Below are 20,656 nucleotides of genomic sequence, written 5' to 3'. Positions count from 1 at the left end.
GATCCGGAAAAGTGGAAGCATGATCTGAGCCAACGTGTTCGAGATTTCGCCGACCGAGTGGACGGCGATCCTGCTGTCGCTGCGGGTCGCCATCGTCGCAACGCTGGTCGCGACCCCCTTGGGGATCGCGCTGGCGTGGCTGTTGGCGCGCCGTGACTTCTGGGGCAAATCGATGCTCGACGCACTCGTGCATCTGCCGCTGGTGCTGCCACCCGTTGTCACCGGCTATCTCCTGCTGCTCGCGCTCGGCCGCCGCGGCTTTCTCGGCGCCTGGCTTGCCGATCATCTCGGCATTGTGTTCGCATTCCGCTGGACCGGTGCGGCGCTCGCCTGCGGCGTGATGTCGTTTCCACTATTGGTGCGGCCGATCCGGCTGTCGATCGAGGCCGTCGACCGGCGACTGGAGCAGGCGGCAGGAACGCTGGGCGCGGCGCCGTGGCAGGTGTTCCTGACCGTGACCTTGCCGCTGGCGCTGCCGGGCGTGCTCGCCGGCATGGTGCTCGGCTTCGCCAAGGCGATCGGCGAGTTCGGCGCGACCATCACCTTCGTCTCCAACATCCCGGGCGAGACCCAGACCATCTCGTCGGCGATCTATTCGCTGATCCAGACGCCCGACGGCGACCTTGCGGCGGGGCGGCTCGTCATCATCTCCATTGTGATCGCGATGAGCGCGCTTGTCGCATCGGAATGGTTCGCGCGCCGCGCGACAAGGCGGCTGCACGGAAACTGACCATGCTGCGCGTCGACGTCACCAAGCACCTTGGCGAATTCACGCTCTCGGCCGCCTTCACCAGCGAAGGCCGCGTCACCGGCCTGTTCGGCGCGTCGGGCGCCGGCAAGACCTCGCTCATCAACATGATCGCGGGACTGCTGAAGCCGGACCGCGGCATCATCTCGCTCGATGGCGAGACGCTCGACGACACCGAAGCGCGCGTGCATGTGCCGCCCTACCGGCGCCGCATCGGCTATGTGTTCCAGGATGCGCGGCTGTTTCCGCATCTCAACGTGCAACAGAATCTCGATTACGGGCGGCGCATGAACCACCTGCCGGATGATCCGGCGCAACGCAGCCGCGTCACCGACCTGCTCGACATCGGCCATCTCATGGACCGTCGTCCTGGAAAGCTTTCCGGCGGCGAGCGTCAGCGCGTCGCGCTTGGACGCGCGCTGTTGTCGAAGCCGCGCCTGTTGCTGCTCGACGAACCGCTGGGCTCGCTCGACGAAGGGCGGAAGGTGGAGATCCTGCCTTATCTGATCCGGCTGCGCGACGAGGGCATACCCATGGTCTATGTCAGCCACGACGCCGCCGAACTGCGCCAGCTCGCGACGCAGATCGTGATGCTGCGTCGCGGAGAAGTGACCGCGTTCGGCGGCGTGAAGGTGCTGACGGCAAGCCCGAAGTGATTTCGGTCATCTTCCCTTCTCCCGTTGTGGGAGAAGGTGGCGCGAAGCGCCGGATGAGGGGTCGTCGCCGCGGGCACGGTGCGCGTGGAGAGAGACCCCTCACCCAAGCGAGTTCGTGCTCACGCCGGAGTAGCCCTCTCCCACAAGGGGCGAGGGCGCATCAAGCGGCACCTCGCAGGTTTATCGGTCGACGTTGAGTACCGCACCGGTGCGGGCGTCGACATCGACTTCGATGTATTGGCCTTGGATGTCCCGCCCCTCGATTTGCCATTCATAACCGGCAAATTCGGTGTGAGATACCGTTACAAGACCGAGATCGGTCGCGATCGCCAGTGCTCTCTGCATCGATATGAGATCGCCAGAATCATAAGCGCTGGCCTGTGTCGCAATCCCAAGGGTCATAACCACGATCATCGGGAGGATGAATTTTCGCATGGGGCCACTCCTGGTGAAGGTTCGTTACGGCAGGCACCAACAGCCCTCGAGGCGTATTGGTTCCCAGTTCCCAGCGAAAGTGGCTGATCAGCAGCGGTTGCGACCACTCGTTGGCCGCCGATTGGCGACAATGGGACGGTTTCCCCGCGCTCCTGTGCAGGACCATGGCCGGAAGATGTCGGCCACTTCGATCACGGATCCGTTGGCCTTAAAGCATCATCCGGAAAAGTGGAAACCGGCTTTCCGAAAAGGTCACGCGCAAACAAGGAGATGAGATCATGGTCCGATTCCGTCTGATGGGGTCATGATCCCGTGACAAAAGCTTGTCGATTTGCCAAATCCGCCCGATCGCGCCAGATTGTTGCCGGAAGAAAGGCGCGTCATGCGTATTGCTGGTTGGGTTTTGCTGGTCGCAGGATTCGTCCTGTGCCTGTCGGTGGCCTGGGCCGCTCTCGGCTTTCTGTTGATGGGCATCGGCCTGGTGTCGCTGCAGGTCGGCGAGCGGAAGCGGCGCAAGGCGGAGGGCGTCGCAGGCCTCGATGCGCGTCCAAGGCCGGCTGTCGCACTTGCGGAGACACCTGCGGCCCACGCGGAAAATGCCGCGTTCACTCCGGAACCTCCACCCTTGACGGCACCGCAAGCGGCCATGGGCGCCGATGCCTCTGCTTACGACAAGGAAACATGGCGCCGCCTGATCGAGAGCGATCCCGATCTGGCGCGACTGGCGGAGGTGCTGTCCGACTACGGCCAGCACCATGTCGATGAATTCGCCAGCAGCTATCTTGCCAAGCCCGACAAGAGCCGCCTCGCTGCGATCGTCAACGAGATCGTCGCGAAAGCGGCACGAAAGGAATCCGCGCCAGCGGCGCAACCGCCCGAAGTGCGTCAGCCATCGATCGATGCTAATCATGAGCCGGGATCGCCGCTCGCGCGGATCGAGCCGGATCGCAGACCACCCAGGATCCACGCGCCGAAGGTCGCTGTGGTGCCGCCCGCAACACCCGATGTCCGCACCGGGGCAGCCGCCGCGGCTCAACGCGTCCAGAGCGCACCTGAGGCCCGCCCTGAGCCGAATCCGGATAATGGAAACGACAGCACCACATCGGCCGAGGACGACCTCAGCGAATTGATCAGGAGCTTCGCGAACGATGCGAGCTTGCTCCGAAGATGAGCCTACGCTGCTGATGCGAGGCCCTAGAGCCTTTTCGGTTCTGATGGAATCAGAACCGAAGCTCTAGATTTTTGTTTTGACGCGTTTTCTTCACGCGAACCGGTTTCCACTTCGCTCGAAAACGCCCTAAACTCCCGCGACCGATGCCCAGACCCCGGCGAGCTTGCGCTTGAACCGCTGCAGCCGGGTCGGCGGTGCGGCCGGCTCCTCGTCCTCCGGCAGGCGCAGACCGACGACATTGACCCTGCCGCCACCGAGGCTGCGCGCGACCAGCACGATGCTATCCAGCGCGAGCTCCGCGCCTTCCTTCGGGGCGCGGTCGAGATGGATGTCGAAATAGTCCGACAATGTCAGCTGCTTCTGGTCCTCATCGACAGTCACGCCGTAAATCTCCGCGAGCTCACCGAGCGTATGCTCGCCGGAGACGACGAAGTCGCCGAGCAGATGCGGATCGGGTGCCGTGCTTGGCGGCATGTCGACGAAGAAGCGGTCGAGCGCTTCGGCCCGCTCCGGCGGCGCCAGCAGATAGAGGTAGTCGCCTGGCGCGATCGGGTCGGCCTCGGCGGGCGACAGGATGTTCTCATCGCGGATCACCAGCGTCGGCTTCGACCACGACGGCAGCAGTCCGCGGCGGAAGAACAGACTTTTCGCGCCGACGGGATAGCCGACCAATTGCTGCTCGAGCTGGCCGGGTAGATCCAGTTCGACGCGCCGCGGGCCACGGTCGGCGCGCGGCAGCGCCACGTGCAGCCGACGCGCCGCCGGCCCCAGGGTCCAGCCCTGCAGCAAAAGCGAAATGACGACGACGACAAAGGCGACGTCGAAATAGAGATAGGCCTTCGACAGGCCCACCAGCATCGGGATCGAGGCGAGGAAGATCGCCACCGCACCGCGCAGCCCGGTCCAGGCGATGAACACCTTCTCACGCCAGTTGAAGCGGAATGGCGCCAGGCAGGCGAAGACCGCGAGCGGTCGCGCCAGCAGCATCAGCGCCAGCGCCACCACGATCGAGGGGCCGACGCTGTCGAGCAGGCGATGCGGCGATACCAGCAGCCCGAGCAGGACGAACATCACGATCTGCGCGAGCCAGGTGGCGGCGTCGAGGAACGTCACCACCGAGTTGTGCGCGCGTGTCGGGCGGTTGCCAATGATGATGCCGGCGAGATAGACGGCGAGGAAGCCGGAGGCATGCGCGATCTGCGCTGCGCCGAAGATCACCAGCGCCGCTGTGGTCACGAACGGCGCGTGCAGGCCCTGCGGCAGAGCGACGCGGTTCATGGCGATCACGACCAGCCGGCCGCCGATCACGCCCACGATTGCCCCCAGCAGGGCCTCCCGGACGAATTCCAGGATGATGTGCGATGCCGAGCTTTCCCCGAGCGAGATGAACTCCACCAGCATCAGCGTCAGGAAGATCGCGAAGGGATCGTTGGTGCCGCTTTCCGCCTCGAGCGTGGCGCCGACGCGCGGGCGCAGGCGCAGGCCCTGGGTGTGGACCAACAGGAATACCGCCGCCGCGTCGGTCGAGGCCACGACGGCCCCGACCAGCAGCGCCTCGGTCCAGTAGAGGTCGAGCATGTATTTGGCGACCGGGGCCGTAATCAGCGCGGTCAGCAGCACGCCGGCGGTGGCAAGCACCATCGAGGGCGCCATCACGGCACGGATGCTCTGGAAACGGGTGCGTAGTCCGCCGTCGAACAGGATCAGCGCCAGCGCCACCGAGCCCACCAGATAGGTGGTGCGGACGTCGTCGAACTGCAGATGGCCAGGACCGGCGTCGCCCGCGAGCACGCCGATCGCGAGGAACACCAGCAGCAGCGGGGCGCCAAAGCGCAACGCCAACAGGCTCGACAGGATGCCGGCCATCACGAGAACTGCGCCAAGCAGGATGGCTATGCTGACCTGATCGAGAGAAGCCATACGCCTTGAAGGAAGAGAAGTGTTACAACGCATCCTTACCGTCGCCACAGTTCGACGCCAACCCATTTTCTGAACATGGACTTCTGGTTTTGCACCCAACCTCGCTTCGCTCTCTCGTTGTGGCGATGGCCCGCGCGCTGCGTTTGTGGGATCGTGCCGACCGTTCGAATCAAATTCGCTCGAATCTGCGCTTCATGAGATTTTGCCGATGGAAATGGACCTGAAGGACGTCATCGAGGCCCTGCAGATGGCAGCTCGGTCGGTCGGCGCCGAGGTCACCTCGCCCTGGTTCTATCTGCAGTTCGGCATCATCCTGGCCGCCGCCGGTATCGCCTATGCGGCCGACACCGCGATCCGCGCACGGATCGACATGGATACGCTGGCGTCGCACCTGCCGCTGCCGCTCAGGCATTTCCTGCGCGTGCTGGTCGGCAGCGCCTCGACCGCGGTATTCGCACTCCTGATGATCGCAACGCGCATCACGATGGCGCATTCGACCTGGCCGAGCCGCAGCTACCTGATCGCGGTCTCGGCCAAGCTGGCGCTAGCCTGGCTGGTGATCTGCCTGGTGACATCGGTGATCCGCAACGCCCTCATCGTCCGCGTGGTGTCAGCGGCGGCCTGGATCGTCGCCGCACTCAGCATCATCGGCCAGCTCGATGCGACGGCGGAAACGCTGGATTCGGTTGCGATCGTGATCGGCGGCCTGCGGCTGACACCGCTGCTCCTGATCAAGGCCGGCGCGCTGGTGATCCTGGCGCTGTGGCTGAGCAACATCGCGAGCAATTTCGTCGAGAGCCGCATCAATCGCGCCACCGACCTGACGCCGTCGATCCAGGTGCTCCTGATCAAGATCATCCGCATCGGGCTGATGGTGGTCGCGATCGCGATTGCGCTGAGCGCGGTCGGCATCAACCTCTCGGCGCTCGCGGTGTTCTCAGGCGCAGTCGGTGTCGGTATCGGTATCGGCCTGCAGAAGATCGTCGCCAACTTCATCTCGGGCATCATCCTGCTCGCCGACAAGTCGGTGAAGCCCGGCGACCTCGTCACCATCGGCGACAGTTCGGGGCGCATCAGCGCGATGAAAACCCGCTACATCTCGGTTGCCGCCGGCGACGGCCGCGAATTCCTGATCCCGAACGAGGACCTGGTGACGCAGAAGGTCGTCAACTGGACCTATACCGACAAGAACACGCTGGTCAAAATCCCCTTCGGCACCAATTACGACGCCGATCCGCGGCTGGTGTGCAAGCTCGCCATCGAGATCGCCGGCGCGGCGCCACGGGCCTTGAAAGGCAGGCCGCCGAACTGCATCCTGACCGAGTTCGCCGAGGCCGGAATGAAATTCTCGCTGACGTTCTGGATTGGCGACCCCGATGGCCTCGACAATGTCAAAAGCGACGTGATGCTGGCGCTCTGGGACGCCTTCAAGCGCGAGGGCATCCGCGTGCCCTATCCGGTGCGGGAACTTCGGGTCCGCGGCGCGCTCCCGGTCGAGACCGTGATTGAGACTTCAAGCTAAATCCATGTCAGGAAAGGCCATTTCGGCCCCAACCTTGGCTTGCACTAGCCGCTCCGATCATTAAATTAGGTGAATTGCCGCCACTCGAACCGCATCCCGCAAATGATCCGCCCATGAGCTATATCGAAGCAACCGACACCTCCCTACGCAAGACCGGCCAGATCAAGCTGCACGGACAAAGCAGCTTCGTCGGCATGCGCAAAGCGGGTGCGCTGGTGTCAAAATGCCTCGACGAGCTCACCGACATCGTCAAGCCGGGAATCCCGACCTCGAAGATCGACCAGTTCGTGCGCGAGTTCGCCTTCAGCCATGACGCCTATCCGGCGACGCTGATGTATCGCGGCTATCGCTATTCGACCTGCACGTCGCTGAATCACGTGGTCTGCCACGGCATGCCCGGCGACCGTCCGCTGAAGGAAGGCGACATCGTCAATATCGACGTCACCTTCATCGTCGATGGCTGGTATGGCGATTCCAGCCGCATGTATGCGGTCGGCCCGATCGCGCGCAAGGCCGAGCGGCTGATCGAGGTGACCTATGAGGCGATGATGCGCGGCATCGCTGCGGTGAAGCCCGGCGCCACCACCGGCGACATCGGCCATGCGATCCAGAGCTATGTCGAGCCGCAGGGCATGAGCGTGGTGCGCGATTTCTGCGGCCACGGCCTCGGGCGCATGTTCCATGACGAGCCGAACATCATCCATGTGGGCCGGCCCGGCGAAGGCGTGGCGCTGAAGCCCGGCATGTTCTTCACCATCGAGCCGATGATCAATCTTGGCAAGCCGCATGTGAAGATCCTGTCCGACGGCTGGACCGCAGTGACGCGCGACCGGTCGCTATCGGCGCAGTTCGAGCATTCGGTCGGCGTGACCGCCGATGGCGTCGAAATCTTCACGCTGTCGCAGCGGAGCGGCGAGAAGCCGTGGACGGTATAACCACCGCACCGACGCATCGGGCAAGAAGGCTCATCGCGGCCCGCTGACATAACCGCGCCTGACCGCGTCCGATCAGTCATCACCGCCCATGCGGCGCGTGAGCTCGGCCGGTTCGTAATTCTCCCCGATCGACATCGCGCAGATGCGCGAGAGATGGATGTAAGGCAGCCCGGTCTCCTTGGCCCAGGCGTTGAACTGCGCCTGCACCTTGGCGAGATCGCCTTTCGACTTCACCTCTTCCGCGATATCGAGGCCTGCATCGCGCAGGCAGGCGACGACATCCCTTGACGTGACAAAACCGTCCCAGCCGAGGAAACGCAGCAGCATCTGGCCGGTATTGCCGCCGAGCCGGCTGCCGCGCTTCACCAGCAGGTTCAAGAGCCCGATCTCGTCGGAAGGCGGCCATTCGGCCAGGAATTTGCCGAAGCTGCCGTGCTCGCCCGCGATCTCCTGCACGAAGCGGGCATTGTCGCGCACCGACATGATCTTGGCGCCATTGCGCACGATGCGCGTATCGCTCGTCAGCCGCTCCCAGAATTCGTCCGGCTCGAATGCGAGCTTCCTGGGCTGGAAGCCGAGGAAGGCCTGTTCGAAGCCCGGCCATTTTGCGTCGATCACGCTCCAGGCAAAGCCGGCGCAGAACACCCGCTTCGTCATCTCGGCAAGAACGCGGTCATCCGTCAGCTTGGCCAGGGATTTCGCGTTCGGCGGCGGCGGCAACAGCTTCTCCAGCGCTTTCGCGCCGCCCTTGCGCTTCTCGGCCCGCGCCCGAATGGCCTTGAACGACGTCACGCGGCGAGACCTCTTTGCATTGGCAGGGACGGCCGATCATAGCGTGATGCAAGCCGCCATGCCAATGCGAAGCAACTAGAGCATGATCCGGAAAAGTGGGGACCGGTTTTCCCTCGCGACAAACGCGAAGCGTTTGCGCGGAGATCATGCTCAAACAAACAGCTACAGCGGGATGACGACTCGAAGAAAAGTCATCGCGCTCTAGCGGATCTCAGCCACCCGCGACGCGCTTGAGGCGCTCGACTGCTTCCTTCACCAAGGTCTGCATCAGCGCCTTGGCCGGGAGTTCGCGCGCCAATGCCGCGCCCTGCCCTGCCCAGATCGAAGTGAAGTCGCGGCTTCCCTTCCGTTCCGCCACGGCGCGCAGCGGCGCCAGCTCGCCCATCGGCAACGGAAAATCCGGTGCAGCGTCGGACAAGGGACCGAGCTCGGCGACGAGGCGAGTGACCATCGCGCGCGCCGGTCGCCCGGAAAGCACGTTGGTCACCACGGTGCCAACCTCGTGCGCCTGGCGCAGCGCATCGCGGTGCAGCGGCGGCGTCGCTGCCTCCGGGCAGAGCAGGAAGGCGGTGCCAATCTGAGTGGCGGAGGCGCCAAGGGTAAGGGCGGCGGCAATGCCGCGCCCATCGGCGATGCCGCCGGCGGCGATGACGGGCACGCCGACCGCGTCAGCGATCTGCGGCACCAGCTCGAAGGTGCCAAGCTGCGCGGCGAGCGCGCGGTTCTGGTCGCGATCGAGGAACATACCGCGGTGGCCGCCGGCCTCATAGCCCTGGGCAATGACCGCATCGGCGCCATGGTCTTCCAGCCAGCGCGCTTCCGCAACCGTCGTCGCCGACGAGATCACCCTGCAGCCAACCGCCTTGATCCGGGCCACCAGCGGCGGTGCCGGCAAGCCGAAATGGAAGCTCACCACCTCCGGCCTCGCGTCCTCGATGAATTCGCACATCGCACTGCCAAACGGCGCAAGATCGGTGCGCGGCCGCGGTGTCGCTTCGTCAATTCCGAGCTCGCGATAATAAGGTGACAGCCGGTCGTGCCACGCCCGCTCGCGGCCGGAATCAACCTTCGCCGGCTCGTGGCAGAAGAAGTTGAGGCTGACCGGCTTGATGGTCAGCCGCCGCAGCTGCGCGATCGTGTCGGTGGCGATCTGCGGGTCCATGGTAGCGCAGCCGATCGAGCCGAGGCCGCCGGCATTGGAGACGATAGATGCGAGCTCAACCGTTGCGAAACCCGCCATCGGCGCCAGCACGATCGGGTGTTCGATTCCAAACAATTCAAGCAGACGTCGGTCGGACCACATCGCGCATCTCCTACCCGCGGCCGGCGGACCAGCCGCCATCGACATGCAGGATCTCGCCGGTGACGAAGGCTGCCTTCTCAAGATACATCACGGCATCGACGACTTCCTGCATCTCGCCCATTCGGCTCATCGGCTGCAATCCGGCGAGAAAGCCGTGCATCGCGGGCGCATGCATCGGCGTGATGATCGCACCAGGCGAAACCGCGTTCACGCGGACATTGCGCGTGGCATATTCGATCGCGAGCGAGCGCGTGATCGCGTTGAGTCCGCCCTTGGTCAGCGCCGCCAGACCCGCTGCCAGCGATGCTACCGGCTGTTCGGCGATCGCTGCCGTGATGTTGACGATGTGGCCCGACCCAGCCTGCAGCATTCGAGCAGCGACCTTCTGCGTCAGATGAAAGAAGCCGGCGAGATTGACCGCGACCATCCTTGCGAAATCGGCGGCGGAATATTCGGTGAAAGGCTTGGGAATGAACACGCCGGCGTTATTGACGAGCGTATCGATCCGCCCGAAGCGCTCGATCGCCAGGCTGAAGATACGTTCGGCTGTCTCGGGCTGGGCAATGTCGCCCTCGATCATGAGGACCGACGGATCATCGCTCTTGCCGATCGAACGGGCGGTGGCCACGACGCGGTAGCCGTTTTCGCGATAGGCTTTCAGCAACTCCGCGCCAATGCCGCGCGACGCGCCGGTGATGATGACGACCTTTCGCTCCGATGTCATATTCGCTCCTCGCAATTGTCTGGGATGTATCGGAGCCGACAATTGCACCATCCGACCGCGCGCGGCTTTGCCTCACTTGCTCAGCAATTGTCATTTCTTGCCGTTCAGCAGCCGCGAATTTGTTACAGCCGTAACAAATCAGATGACGAAGCCGCGGCGGTACTGCGCCGGCGTCTGGCCTGTCGCCTGTCGGAACGAGCGGGTGAAATTGGCCTGGCACGAAAACCTGAGCCTTAGCGCGATATCGGCCAGGGGCTGCTCCCGCTCTCCGAGCAGTTCCTTGGCGCGTTCGAGCCGCTTTGCGCTGACGTAGCGATGCGGCGATCGGCCGATTGCGGCCTTGAAAGCGCGGGCAAAATGAAACTGGCTGAGACATGCGACCGACGCCAGGCGGCAAACCGACAGTTCGCCTTCGAGATTGGCTTCGATGTACTCGAGCACACGCGCCAGCCGGCGCCGGTCGAGGCCTTCGCGACGGGACAATGCGCGGAAGTCGGGCGATGGCTTGCCAAGATGGTTTTGAACCAATCTTGCAACCAGGCTCGAAACCAGTGTCTCCGCGAGCAGCCCGCCGGCCGACGTCTCGCGCGTCAGCTCGGAGGTGAGTGCATAGGCGATCTCAGCCACGAGCGGATCGAGAAAACCGCCCTCAAGACGCAGCGCGGCCATTGCGGATTGCGCAAGACCCTCGCCCAGGTTCTCCGGCGAGAACAGGCTCGGAGAAAGATACAGGTGCAGGACCGCCGGAGCCGGCTCGGACAAATCGATCAGGCATTCCTGCACGTCGGGCGGAGAAAGCCAGATGGTTCCGCGCTCGGAGACGGTGCGATCGGTGATGCCGTCTCGCTGTCGCGTGACGACACACCCATTGCCGTGGACGTCGATACAAGCCTCGATATCAGGCTGTGGGCTTTTCCACGCCATTGTACCGCTGTGGCTGCGAAGCTCTGCCGTCAGTCCCGACCACCCACGATCTGTGGACGAAGCCAGGAGCCCGAAGGTGCCGTAGCTCTCGTCCCCGGGTGCTCGACGCGAGGCAGGCTGTTCTCGTTGAGGTGCCAGTTCTTGTTTCTGACGCGTGGAATTCATGCGGGCGCGCCCTGGTATCCTGCCTGTCGACCACAATCCCCCAGCCGATCCTATGTGGCCGGTTGAAAGCAAAATCGCAACGATTCCCGGCTATACATCACGCGGACGCGATCGAGATTTATCGATCTTCCGGCACACGATGGAAGCTTCCGATGCGAACTCTGGCACTTCCTGGTTGCAAAAACCGCGCAGCGCGGCATGTTGAGGTTGATGCCCGCCAAGACTGACAACAGCAAAGACCAGCCCGCCGAGACGCCGCATTACCACGGCCATCGGGAGCGCCTGCGCGAGCGCTTCCATACCGCCGGGCCGGACGCGCTGAGCGATTATGAACTGTTGGAGATGGCGCTGTTTGCCTCGATCCCACGGCGCGACACCAAGCCGCTCGCCAAGGAATTGCTGAGGCGGTTCGGCTCGTTTGCCGAGGTGATCCATGCCCCCGTCGCCCGCCTGCGCGAGGTCGACGGCATCGGCGAAGCCTCGGTCAACCAGCTCAAGCTGATCGCCGCCGCCGCGAGCCGCGTCGCCAAGGGCGAGGTGAAGCGGCGCAAGGCGCTGTCGTCATGGAACGACGTGCTCGACTATTGCCGCTCGAGCATGGCCTTCGCCGACAAGGAGCAGTTTCGCCTCTTGTTCCTCGACAAGCGCAACCAGCTCATTGCCGATGAGGTGCAGCAGATCGGCACCGTCGACCACACGCCGGTCTATCCGCGCGAGGTGATCAAGCGCGCGCTCGAATTATCCGCCACCGCGCTGATCCTGGTGCACAACCACCCTTCCGGCGACCCCACGCCCTCGCAGGCCGACATTCAAATGACCAAGGCGATCATCGACATCGCCAAGCCGCTCGGCATCGCCGTGCACGACCACATCATCGTCGGCAAGAACGGGCACGCGAGCTTGAAGGGGATGCGGCTGATATAGAGCGTTTTCGAGCGAAGTGGACGCCGGTTCGCGTGAAGAAAACGCGTCAAAAAAATCTAGCGTAAAGGAGCGGCGACGTGGAATGGACATCTGACCAGGATCGGATCGACTGGGACGTGCTGTCGGAGCTCTATCGGATCGCCCCGCTGGGCGACAAGAAGCCGGAGGACCTGAAGCGCGCGTTCGGAAACAGCATGTACAAATGCTTCGCGTTCGAGGAAGGCATCCTGGCCGGCGCGGGACGTGCCGTCGCTGATGGTGTCGATTGCTCCTACATTTGCGATATCGCGGTTCATCCGCGTTTTCAGGGACGAGGGCTCGGCAAGGAGATCGCGACGCGGCTGCGGGATCTGTCGCGCGGCCACAGGAAGATCATCCTGTACGCCAATCCCGGCACCGAACCGTTCTACGAGAAGCTCGGCTTCCGGCACATGCTCACGGCGATGGCCATCTTCGGCAACGAGGACGCCGCGATCAAGAAGGGCCTGATCGAGGGCACGTCTCATCGCACCGATCGCGTTTGAGGCGGTTCACGGCGCGACCCAGCGTCGCACCGCATCCATCGTATCGGCAGGCGTGGTGTTGAAGCAGATGGAGGCCTCAGGCGCCAGCCGGTGGACCAGGTTGAGAATCTTCTCGAACAGCAGAAGTTGCGCGGCCGGCTCACGCAAGCCCGCGCCAATCACGACGCAGTCGAACCGTTTCGACTGCAGCGCTGAAGCCACGACTTGCTCGGCAGTATCGCCGAGATCGACCAGGCAGGCTTCCGCCTCATAGCCGTGGTTGCGCAACTGATCAATCTGCGCGTCGATATAGTTCCTGATGAGTTCCGGTGTGAGCTGCGGAAAGGCGCTGAAATCCGCGAATGCCGGATCGATGCCGATTGCAAGCACGGTCGTCGCCATAGTGCGCTCCTGGTCCGAGGAAGCCGGATCGAGACATAAACAGCCAACGCCCCACACGCCAACGGCGTTCCTCGTTCCGGGACACGGACAGGTGACGGCCAGAGCATTTTCGGTTCACGCGAACCGGTGCCCACCCGGATCGAGTCCGAGGGCATGGTTCGCTCGAAAACGCAACGCAATATCGGAGCTCGGCAATTTTGTCAGCGGTACCCTGATGTTTAAGGGACCGTTCACACCATGCTGAGAAGCTTCTGCTGACATTTGGAATTTTGATTCGCCGATCGTGAATACCAGATCGACAATTGCGTCGCCTGGCCCCCCAATGCAGGAACCTCCGCACATGTTTGGAAGCCGGAAATCGCGTGCCGGTGAAATTGCCAAGACTGCTGCCGACGTCATCACCGCAAACCTTATGGTCGCGGATGCGTCGCTGACCATCACCTACATGAATCGTGCGGTGACCAGGCTGCTCACCGAAGCGGAAGCCGACATCCGCAAGGAGCTTCCGGGCTTCTCTGTCGCCAAGCTGATCGGCAGCAGCATCGACGTGTTTTACAGGGATTCCGCCCAGCGCCAAGCGCTGGCGCAGCTGAAGTCGCCGCACCAGGAGACCATCAGGTTCGGTGGCCGCGCCTTCGATCTCGTTGTCACCCCGCTTGCCACCGACGACGGACAGCGTTCGGGCTTCGCCGTGGAATGGTCCGATGCTTCGATCCGGCTGCAGAACCTGGATTTTCGGGCGCAGACCACAGCCATCGGCCGCGTCCAGGCGGTGATCGAATTCAATCTCGACGGCACCGTCACCAACGCCAACGAGAATTTCCTGCGCGCATTCGGCTATTCGCTGGCAGAGATCCAGGGCAAGCACCACAGCATGTTTGTCGAGGCATCGTTCCGCGACAGCCCGAACTATCGGGAGCTGTGGCAGAAGCTGAACCGCGGCGAGTTCGAGACCGGCGAGTTCAAGCGGATCGGCAAGGGCGGCAGAGAAGTCTGGATTCTCGCGTCCTACAATCCGGTATTCGACGAGAGCGGCAAGCCGTTCAAGGTGGTCAAATTCGCAACCGACGTGACCGAGCAGAAGCTGCGCAATGCCGATTTTGCCGGCCAGATCGCGGCCATCGACAAGTCGCAGGCCGTGATCGAGTTCGCGATGGACGGCACGATAAGAACGGCGAATGCGAATTTCCTGAAAACGCTGGGCTATGCCCTGCACGACGTCAAGGGCCGTCACCACAGCATGTTCGTCGATCCGGCCGAGCGTGACCTGCCTGCCTATCGGGAATTCTGGGCCGCACTGAATCGCGGCGAATACCAGGCCGGTGAGTTTCGCCGCGTCGGCGCCGGCGGACGCGAAGTCTGGATCCAGGCCTCCTACAATCCGATCATGGATCTGAACGGCAAGCCGTTCAAAGTCGTCAAATATGCTTCCGACGTCACCGCCCAGGTTATCGCGCGGCTGAAGAGCGAGCGCGTCCGTGGCATGATGGAGCAGGTTGCGGCGGGGGCCGAGGAATTGAATGCCTCTGTGCGCGAGATCTCGGAGGCGATGGTCAAGTCAAAGGACACGGCAGCGGCCGCCACCGACCATGTGCAGTCCGCCGACCACCAGGCGCAGCGGCTGACCGCGGCGGCCGCCTCGATGAGCGGCATCCTGCAGATGATCGGCGACATCACCGGCCAGATCAACCTGCTCGCGCTGAACGCGACCATCGAATCCGCGCGCGCCGGCGAGGCCGGCCGCGGCTTTGCGGTGGTCGCCGCCGAAGTCAAGAACCTCGCCAACCAGGCCAAGCAGGCGACCGACAAGATCGGCGTCGAAATCGAGTCGCTCAATGGCATCTCCGTCGACGTGGTCACTGCGCTGGGCACGGTCCGCCGCTCGATCGAGGCAGTGGGCGAATATGTGACGTCGACGGCAGCCGCGGTCGAGGAGCAGAGCGTCGTCACCGGCGAGATGTCGTCGAGCATGCAGCGCGCCGCCAACGAGGCCGCCAGCATCGGGTGATAGTAGCGGACTACTTCACCTCTCCCGCTTGCGGGGGAGGTCGCTGCGCTCGAAGAGCGCTGCGGGTGGGGGCTCTCTCCTCACGGATAGTCCTATCGCGGAGACACCCCCACCCCAGCCCTCCCCCGCAAGCGGGGGAGGGAGGGCAGCATCCATCGCGCAGCTACTGGTCGCGCAGCATGATCAGGGGGTCGGCGCTGTCGGGGACCTTGCGCCACTGCGCATTGTCGTCGGCCTCGAACTGCCATGTCTCGCCCTTCTCGGACATCAACAGCATCTGCCCGTGATCGAGCCGCCAAACCGTCGGTGCGAACGCCGTCACCGCCGGATCGCATTTCGGCTTCAGGAAGACCTGGAAATTGTCCTGGCCGGCTTCGGTGTTGGTCAGCGTCAGGCCGCAGACCGCCTGTCCGTTGCCGCGCACCATCGACCAGTCGCCGATCATCTGGTCCATCGATCTGGCGAGCGAGCGCGCCGCGGCGAGGTTTTGCAGGATGTAGACGCCCTCGCCGGTCCGATGCCCCTCAAAGATGCCGCTCTCGACCTCAGTGAAATCGATCACCGACTCGCCGGCCGCATTCTGCAGCCGTACGATGTCGAGCCCCTTGATGTTCCAGGCGGTGATGTCCTTGGTGAAGGGCAGCGCCGCTGGACAGGAAGGCTCGAACTCGAGCTTGAGGCCCTGCGCCGTCGCATCGCCCTTCAGCGTGACGACGCAGGTCTTGCTGCGTTCGGTGGTCGCAAGCTCCCACTGCCCGATCATTTCCTTTTTCAGCGACGAGGCATCCTGGGACGACGCAGGTCCAACGCCCGCGAATGCAAGCGTTGCGGCCACGACGCTGAAACGGCGGACTGACATCGACGATCCCTGATCAACGCCCCTTTACCGGGGTCTCCGCGACGGGCGTGAGCGGCGGCTTGCCGGCGAACCAGTTCTTGAGATTGTCGACCACGAGCTGGTCCATGGCATTGCGCGTTACCACGGAAGCCGAACCGATATGTGGCAGCACCACGACATTCTGCATCGACTTCAGCTCGTCCGGCACGTTCGGCTCGGTGGCGAACACGTCGAGGCCGGCGGCCAGGATGGTCCCCGATTTCAGTGCCGCGATCAGCGCCGGCTCGTCCACGACGGAGCCTCGCGCGACGTTGATCACCACGCCGCGCGGGCCGAGCGCCTTCAACACATCGGCATTGATCATCTTCGCGGTGGAGGCGCCACCGGGCACGATCACGACAAGCGTATCCACCGCCTTCGCCATCTCGATCAGGTCGGGATAGTGCTGGTAGGACACGCCGGCCGCCGGATTGCGCGAGTGATAGACGACGGGAACGAGCGACGCCTCGAGCCTGCGGCCGATCGCCTGCCCGATCCGTCCCATCCCGACGATGCCGACCTTGCGGTCGCGCAGCGAGCCGACGCTCAAGGGATAGTTCTGCGTCTGCCAGAGGCCGGAGCGCACATAGCGGTCGGCCTTGATGAATTCGCGCACGGTCGAGATCAGCAGGCCCATGGCGACGTCGGCGACCTCCTCGGTCAGGACGTCGGGCGTGTTGGTGACGATGATGTTGTGTTCACGCGCATAGGCGGACTCGACATGGTCGTAGCCGACGCCGAAGCTCGCGACGAGTTCGACCTTCGGGAATTGCGCCAGCACGGTCCTGTCGGTCGACACGGTGTGATAGGTCACGGCCATGCCGCGGATCCTGGCCTTGGTCTCCGCCGTCAGCCGCTCGAGATCGGCGCGGTTTTCCGCGGTGTGCAGGATGAACTGGTCGGGAAAGCCATTCTGCAGAATGGGACGGATCGGCCCGTAGATCAAAAGGTCGATCTTGTCAGAAGAGATACTTGCAGCCATCAGCTTTCCTTTCCAAGCGCGCTCTCGTGCCAGCGCCGCAATACCAGGTGCGAAATTAGCGCCAGCACCCCATAAATGACAATCCCGGTGACCGAGAGCAGGAACAACGCCGCGAACATACGTGGAATGTTGAGACGATAGCCGGACTCGGCGATGCGGAACGCGAGACCGGAGCCTGCGCCCGCGGTGCCGGCCGCGATTTCGGCCACGACTGCGCCGATCAGCGACAGGCCGCCCGCGATCCGCAATCCGCCGAGGATGAACGGCAGCGCCGCCGGCAGTTTCAGGAAACACAGCGTCTGCAGCCGCGTCGCGCCATAGAGCTGGAACAGCCCGGCAAGGTTGCGGTCGACCGAATTGAGCCCAAGCGTGGTGTTGGACAGCACCGGAAAGAAGGCGACGATCCAGGCGCAGACGACCACGGCGGTCTGTTGCTGCAGATAGATCAGAAGCAGCGGCGCGATCGCGATCACCGGCGTGACCTGCAGGATCACCGCATAGGGGAACAGCGAATATTCCAGCCATTTCGACTGGTTGAACAACAGCGCCAGCGCGATGCCGCCGATCGCGGCCGCCACGAAACCTTCCAGCGTGGTCAGCAGCGTAACGCCCAGCGATTGCGACAGCACCGCCCAGTCGTAGATCAGGGTCTGAAACACCGCCACCGGTCCCGGCAGCACATAGGGCTGGATATTGTTGATGCGGACGATCGCTTCCCACACCAGGATGACCGCCGCAAAGACGACAACCGGCAATAGCAGGCGGACCACATGCGGCGACGACTTCATGCGCCGGCCTGTCCCGCATAGGCCGGCGCCAGCGCGTTGGAAACCTGGCGGCAGAAGCCGGCATATTCGGCGGAGGTGCGGAATTCCTCGCCGCGCGGCTCGGCCGCGCTGATGCGAAACTCCGCGCCGATCCGCCCCGGCCGTGCCGTCATCACGATCACGCGCTGCGAGAGATACACCGACTCGAACACCGAATGGGTCACGAAGATCACGGTCTTGTGCAGCTTTCGCCACAGCGCGAGCAGATCGTTGTTGAGCCGGAAACGCGTGATCTCGTCGAGCGCCGCGAATGGCTCATCCATCAGGAGAATATCGGGATCGGTGACCAGCGCCCGCGCCAATGAGACCCGCATCTTCATGCCGCCGGACAATTCGCGCGGATAGGCCCTGGCGAATTCGGCAAGCCCGACCTGCGCCAACGCCTCGTCGATGCGCGCATCCGCCTCGCTTGTCGGCGCATGGGCAAGCTTCAGCGGCAGGCGGACATTCTCGCGCACGCTCGCCCACGGCATCAGGGTCGGCTCCTGGAACACGAAGCCGATCGGGTGATGGCCACGCGTTTCGGCGGCGAGACGCGAGACGCTGACCGTGCCGGCGGTCGGCGCGGCAAGGCCCGCGATCAACCGCAGCGCGGTGGATTTGCCGCAGCCCGACGGCCCGACCAGCGACACGAATTCTCCCCGCCTAACGTCGAGGTCAACGGGCCCGAGCGCCGCCACACCGCTGTCATAAACTTTCGTGACCCCGCGCAGGCTCACCGCAAGCGGGGAGCCGGCGTCCAGTTCGCTCGAGGCTTGCTCGGCCATCACGAGAGCAATCTTTGTGCTTAGTTCTTCGGCCGCAGGTCGAGCCCAACGCCCTTGTTGACGAAGCGCAGCGTATAGGCTTGGCGGAAGTCGATATCGGAGCGAACGACGCCGGCCCGCACCATCTTGTCGAAGAAGCTCGCCATCCGCTCGTCGGTCATGGCGCCGATGCCGTTCTTCAAGGAGTCGCCGGAATCGACGATGCCGTATTCCTTCATCTTGTCGATGGAATAGCTGAGAAGTTCGTCGGTCATTTCCGGATTGAGCTTCTTGATCATGGCATTGGCGGCGGCATTGTCGCCGTAGAGATAATTGTACCAGCCGATGATGGAGGCGTCGACGAAGCGCTGGACGAGGTCGGGCTTCTTCTCGACCAGCTCGCGGCGGGTCTCGATCAGGGTCGAATAGGTGTTGAAGCCGTAGTCGGCGAGCAGGAAGACTCCAGGCTTGAAGTTGGCGGCCTTCTCCACCGCAAATGGCTCCGAGGTGACATAGCCCTGCATCGCGCTCTTCTTGTCGACGATGAAGGGCTGCGGGTTGAAGGTATAAGGCTTGACCTTGCTTTCGCTGAAACCGTATTCGGATTTCAGCCACTGGAAGTAGGTCGTCATGCCCTCCTTGGAGACGAGCAGCGTCAGCGGCTTCAGATCCTCGAGCTTGGTTGCCTTGATATCAGGATGGGTCAAGAGCACCTGCGGATCCTTCTGGAACATCGCGGCGACGGCGACCAGCGGCACGTTGCTGGTGACCGCATCGAAGGATTGCAGCGAATTCGCGCTCATGAAGAAATCGAGCTTGCCCGCGATCAACAGGATGCGATTGTTGTTGTTGGGACCGCCGGGAACGATGGTGACCTCGAGGCCGTATTTGTTGTAGGTGCCGTCCGCCAGCGCCTGGAAGAAACCGCCATGCTCGGCCTCCGCCACCCAGTTGGTGCCGAACGAAACCTTGTCCATGGTCTGGGCCTTCGCGGGCGCAAAGGCCGCGACCAGGGCGAAAACAGCTATAGTTAACGCTCGCAGCAAAAAGGCCCGCTTCATGGTTGGACTCCGTCGCTTGTTATGGCCCATGATGGGTGATGGACGCCGAATGCGTCCGCGGCAGGGCCGACAAATTACCTCGCAAATCCGCGCAAAGGAACGCTTGGCAGAGAAACGCCTAGTAGAGAAATCCTTGGTAGAGAAATCCCCGGCATGACTTCCACTGTTCCACCCCGCGACTGGACCGAAATCCGCTGGCCGGAGATCGTTACCGCTGCTCCGGCGCGCTGGATCGCGGTGCTGCCGCTCGCGGCCACCGAGCAGCACGGGCCGCATCTGCCCCTCGGCACCGACATCATGATCGCAGAAGCCTATCTGGCGCTTGTGCGCGAGCTGTTGCCCGTCGGCCTCCCCGCCACCTTTCTGCCGCTGCAGCCGGTCGGCATTTCCACCGAGCACATCGATTTTCCGGGCACGCTGACGCTGCCGACCAACGTCGCATTGAAGACGTGGATGGCGCTCGGCGACAGCGTGGCGCGCGCCGGCGTCAAGAAACTCGTGATGGTCACGAGCCATGGCGGCAACAGCGCCGCGATGAGCCTGGTCGCGCAGGATTTGCGCGCGCAACACGGGATGCTGGTGGTCACCACAAGCTGGTCGCGGCTGAGCGCGGCAGAGAAGCTGTTTGCCGCCGAGGAAGTACGCCACGGCATTCACGGTGGCGCGGTCGAGACCTCGATCATGCTGGCGCGCTATCCACACACGGTACGCATGGAAGCGATCGCGGATTTTCGTCCCGCCAGCATCGCGATCGAAAAGGATCACCGCTGGCTGTCGACGCAACGGCCCGCGCCATTCGCGTGGCAGACACAGGACCTGCACGCAAGCGGCGCGGTCGGCGATGCGACGAAAGCTTCCGCCGAGAAGGGCGAGCGCCTGCTCGATCACGGCGCACGAACATTTTGCGAGCTGCTTGCAGATGTCGATAGTTTCGACGTGAACAAGCTCGCGGCCGGGCCCCGCTCATCCACTAAGCCGCTGTTCTGACAGCCGAATAATCGACATAACGCCAGTACGATGGGTTCGATAAC

Annotated in this window: 21 protein-coding genes; 9 read left to right on the top strand and 12 right to left on the bottom strand. The window is 63.5% G+C overall.

Translation table 11 applies throughout. The features are described 5' to 3' along the window. Window positions 1-34 precede the first annotated feature (34 nt). Both modB and modC read left to right on the top strand, forming a co-directional pair. Complete coding sequence (gene modB / locus K288_RS0114785) at window positions 35-730, top strand: molybdate ABC transporter permease subunit (protein WP_027580265.1); 696 nt, start codon at window positions 35-37, stop codon at window positions 728-730. Window positions 731-732: 2 nt separating this feature from the next. Continuing rightward, window positions 733-1,404, top strand: a complete 672-nt coding sequence (modC, locus tag K288_RS0114780) for a molybdenum ABC transporter ATP-binding protein (RefSeq protein WP_027580264.1) — start codon at window positions 733-735, stop codon at window positions 1,402-1,404. 180 nt (window positions 1,405-1,584) lie between these two features. Here modC and K288_RS0114775 read toward each other — a convergent pair whose 3' ends face one another. Next, on the bottom strand, window positions 1,585-1,839 hold the full coding sequence (locus K288_RS0114775; protein ID WP_027580263.1) for a PepSY domain-containing protein: 255 nt from the start codon (window positions 1,837-1,839) through the stop codon (window positions 1,585-1,587). Between the two features lie 382 nt (window positions 1,840-2,221). Between K288_RS0114775 and K288_RS0114770 the strand changes: the two genes are divergently transcribed. Continuing rightward, window positions 2,222-3,010 (top strand): hypothetical protein, encoded by a 789-nt coding sequence (locus K288_RS0114770; RefSeq protein ID WP_027580262.1) that lies wholly within the window; start codon window positions 2,222-2,224, stop codon window positions 3,008-3,010. Window positions 3,011-3,136: 126 nt separating this feature from the next. On the opposite strand, the gene K288_RS0114765 is transcribed toward K288_RS0114770, so the two are convergent. Continuing rightward, entirely contained in the window at window positions 3,137-4,930 is a 1,794-nt protein-coding gene (locus K288_RS0114765; protein WP_027580261.1) for a potassium/proton antiporter, read from the bottom strand. A gap of 208 nt (window positions 4,931-5,138) precedes the next feature. On the opposite strand from K288_RS0114765, the gene K288_RS0114760 reads away from it, so the two are divergent. Continuing rightward, window positions 5,139-6,452 carry a mechanosensitive ion channel domain-containing protein gene (locus tag K288_RS0114760; protein ID WP_027580260.1) on the top strand — a complete coding sequence of 438 codons (1,314 nt, stop codon included), beginning with the start codon at window positions 5,139-5,141 and terminating at the stop codon, window positions 6,450-6,452. A gap of 113 nt (window positions 6,453-6,565) precedes the next feature. Then, on the top strand, window positions 6,566-7,387 hold the full coding sequence (map, locus tag K288_RS0114755; protein WP_027580259.1) for a type I methionyl aminopeptidase: 822 nt from the start codon (window positions 6,566-6,568) through the stop codon (window positions 7,385-7,387). Window positions 7,388-7,459: 72 nt separating this feature from the next. Here the strand turns inward: map and K288_RS45520 are convergent, their stop codons facing one another. From K288_RS45520 to K288_RS45515, 4 genes are all read right to left on the bottom strand, one after another. Next, the gene (locus tag K288_RS45520; protein WP_043159879.1) at window positions 7,460-8,179 is read right to left on the bottom strand and encodes a DNA-3-methyladenine glycosylase I; all 720 of its coding nucleotides are present in this window, start codon (window positions 8,177-8,179) and stop codon (window positions 7,460-7,462) included. A gap of 211 nt (window positions 8,180-8,390) precedes the next feature. Continuing rightward, entirely contained in the window at window positions 8,391-9,482 is a 1,092-nt protein-coding gene (locus tag K288_RS0114745; protein ID WP_027580258.1) for a nitronate monooxygenase family protein, read from the bottom strand. A 10-nt stretch (window positions 9,483-9,492) separates the two neighbouring features. Continuing rightward, entirely contained in the window at window positions 9,493-10,206 is a 714-nt protein-coding gene (locus K288_RS0114740; RefSeq protein ID WP_027580257.1) for an SDR family oxidoreductase, read from the bottom strand. 138 nt (window positions 10,207-10,344) lie between these two features. Continuing rightward, window positions 10,345-11,130: an AraC family transcriptional regulator gene (locus K288_RS45515; protein WP_084799596.1), complete on the bottom strand. Its 786-nt coding sequence runs from the start codon at window positions 11,128-11,130 to the stop codon at window positions 10,345-10,347. 375 nt (window positions 11,131-11,505) lie between these two features. Between K288_RS45515 and radC the strand changes: the two genes are divergently transcribed. Both radC and K288_RS0114725 read left to right on the top strand, forming a co-directional pair. Beyond that, window positions 11,506-12,219, top strand: a complete 714-nt coding sequence (gene radC, locus K288_RS0114730; RefSeq protein WP_027580256.1) for a DNA repair protein RadC — start codon at window positions 11,506-11,508, stop codon at window positions 12,217-12,219. Between the two features lie 77 nt (window positions 12,220-12,296). Next, a complete protein-coding gene (locus tag K288_RS0114725; RefSeq protein ID WP_027580255.1) occupies window positions 12,297-12,743 on the top strand; it encodes a GNAT family N-acetyltransferase in 447 nt (148 codons plus the stop codon). Window positions 12,744-12,749: 6 nt separating this feature from the next. Here K288_RS0114725 and K288_RS0114720 read toward each other — a convergent pair whose 3' ends face one another. After that, window positions 12,750-13,124: a hypothetical protein gene (locus tag K288_RS0114720; protein WP_027580254.1), complete on the bottom strand. Its 375-nt coding sequence runs from the start codon at window positions 13,122-13,124 to the stop codon at window positions 12,750-12,752. A 340-nt stretch (window positions 13,125-13,464) separates the two neighbouring features. Between K288_RS0114720 and K288_RS0114715 the strand changes: the two genes are divergently transcribed. Then, entirely contained in the window at window positions 13,465-15,132 is a 1,668-nt protein-coding gene (locus tag K288_RS0114715; protein WP_027580253.1) for a PAS domain-containing methyl-accepting chemotaxis protein, read from the top strand. A gap of 163 nt (window positions 15,133-15,295) precedes the next feature. Here K288_RS0114715 and K288_RS0114710 read toward each other — a convergent pair whose 3' ends face one another. Genes K288_RS0114710 through K288_RS0114690 form a run of 5 tightly spaced genes read right to left on the bottom strand, consistent with a single transcriptional unit; the run spans window position 15,296 to window position 19,625 of the window. Next, window positions 15,296-15,991 (bottom strand): AprI/Inh family metalloprotease inhibitor, encoded by a 696-nt coding sequence (locus K288_RS0114710; protein ID WP_027580252.1) that lies wholly within the window; start codon window positions 15,989-15,991, stop codon window positions 15,296-15,298. 13 nt (window positions 15,992-16,004) lie between these two features. After that, entirely contained in the window at window positions 16,005-16,994 is a 990-nt protein-coding gene (locus K288_RS0114705) for a 2-hydroxyacid dehydrogenase (protein WP_027580313.1), read from the bottom strand. After that, window positions 16,991-17,779 carry an ABC transporter permease gene (locus K288_RS0114700; RefSeq protein WP_027580251.1) on the bottom strand — a complete coding sequence of 263 codons (789 nt, stop codon included), beginning with the start codon at window positions 17,777-17,779 and terminating at the stop codon, window positions 16,991-16,993. The genes K288_RS0114705 and K288_RS0114700 overlap by 4 nt, the downstream gene beginning before the upstream one ends. Further along, window positions 17,776-18,588 carry an ABC transporter ATP-binding protein gene (locus K288_RS0114695; RefSeq protein WP_027580250.1) on the bottom strand — a complete coding sequence of 271 codons (813 nt, stop codon included), beginning with the start codon at window positions 18,586-18,588 and terminating at the stop codon, window positions 17,776-17,778. Before K288_RS0114695 ends, K288_RS0114700 begins: the two co-directional genes overlap by 4 nt. A 17-nt stretch (window positions 18,589-18,605) precedes the next feature. Beyond that, window positions 18,606-19,625, bottom strand: coding sequence for an ABC transporter substrate-binding protein (locus tag K288_RS0114690; RefSeq protein ID WP_027580249.1), 1,020 nt, complete (start codon window positions 19,623-19,625; stop codon window positions 18,606-18,608). Window positions 19,626-19,778: 153 nt separating this feature from the next. On the opposite strand from K288_RS0114690, the gene K288_RS0114685 reads away from it, so the two are divergent. After that, window positions 19,779-20,612: a creatininase family protein gene (locus K288_RS0114685; RefSeq protein ID WP_027580248.1), complete on the top strand. Its 834-nt coding sequence runs from the start codon at window positions 19,779-19,781 to the stop codon at window positions 20,610-20,612. Window positions 20,613-20,656: the final 44 nt, after the last annotated feature.

It is taken from the genome of Bradyrhizobium sp. Ai1a-2 (assembly GCF_000426245.1).
Lineage (GTDB): Bacteria > Pseudomonadota > Alphaproteobacteria > Rhizobiales > Xanthobacteraceae > Bradyrhizobium.
This window is presented reverse-complemented; position numbering and strand designations above follow the sequence as displayed.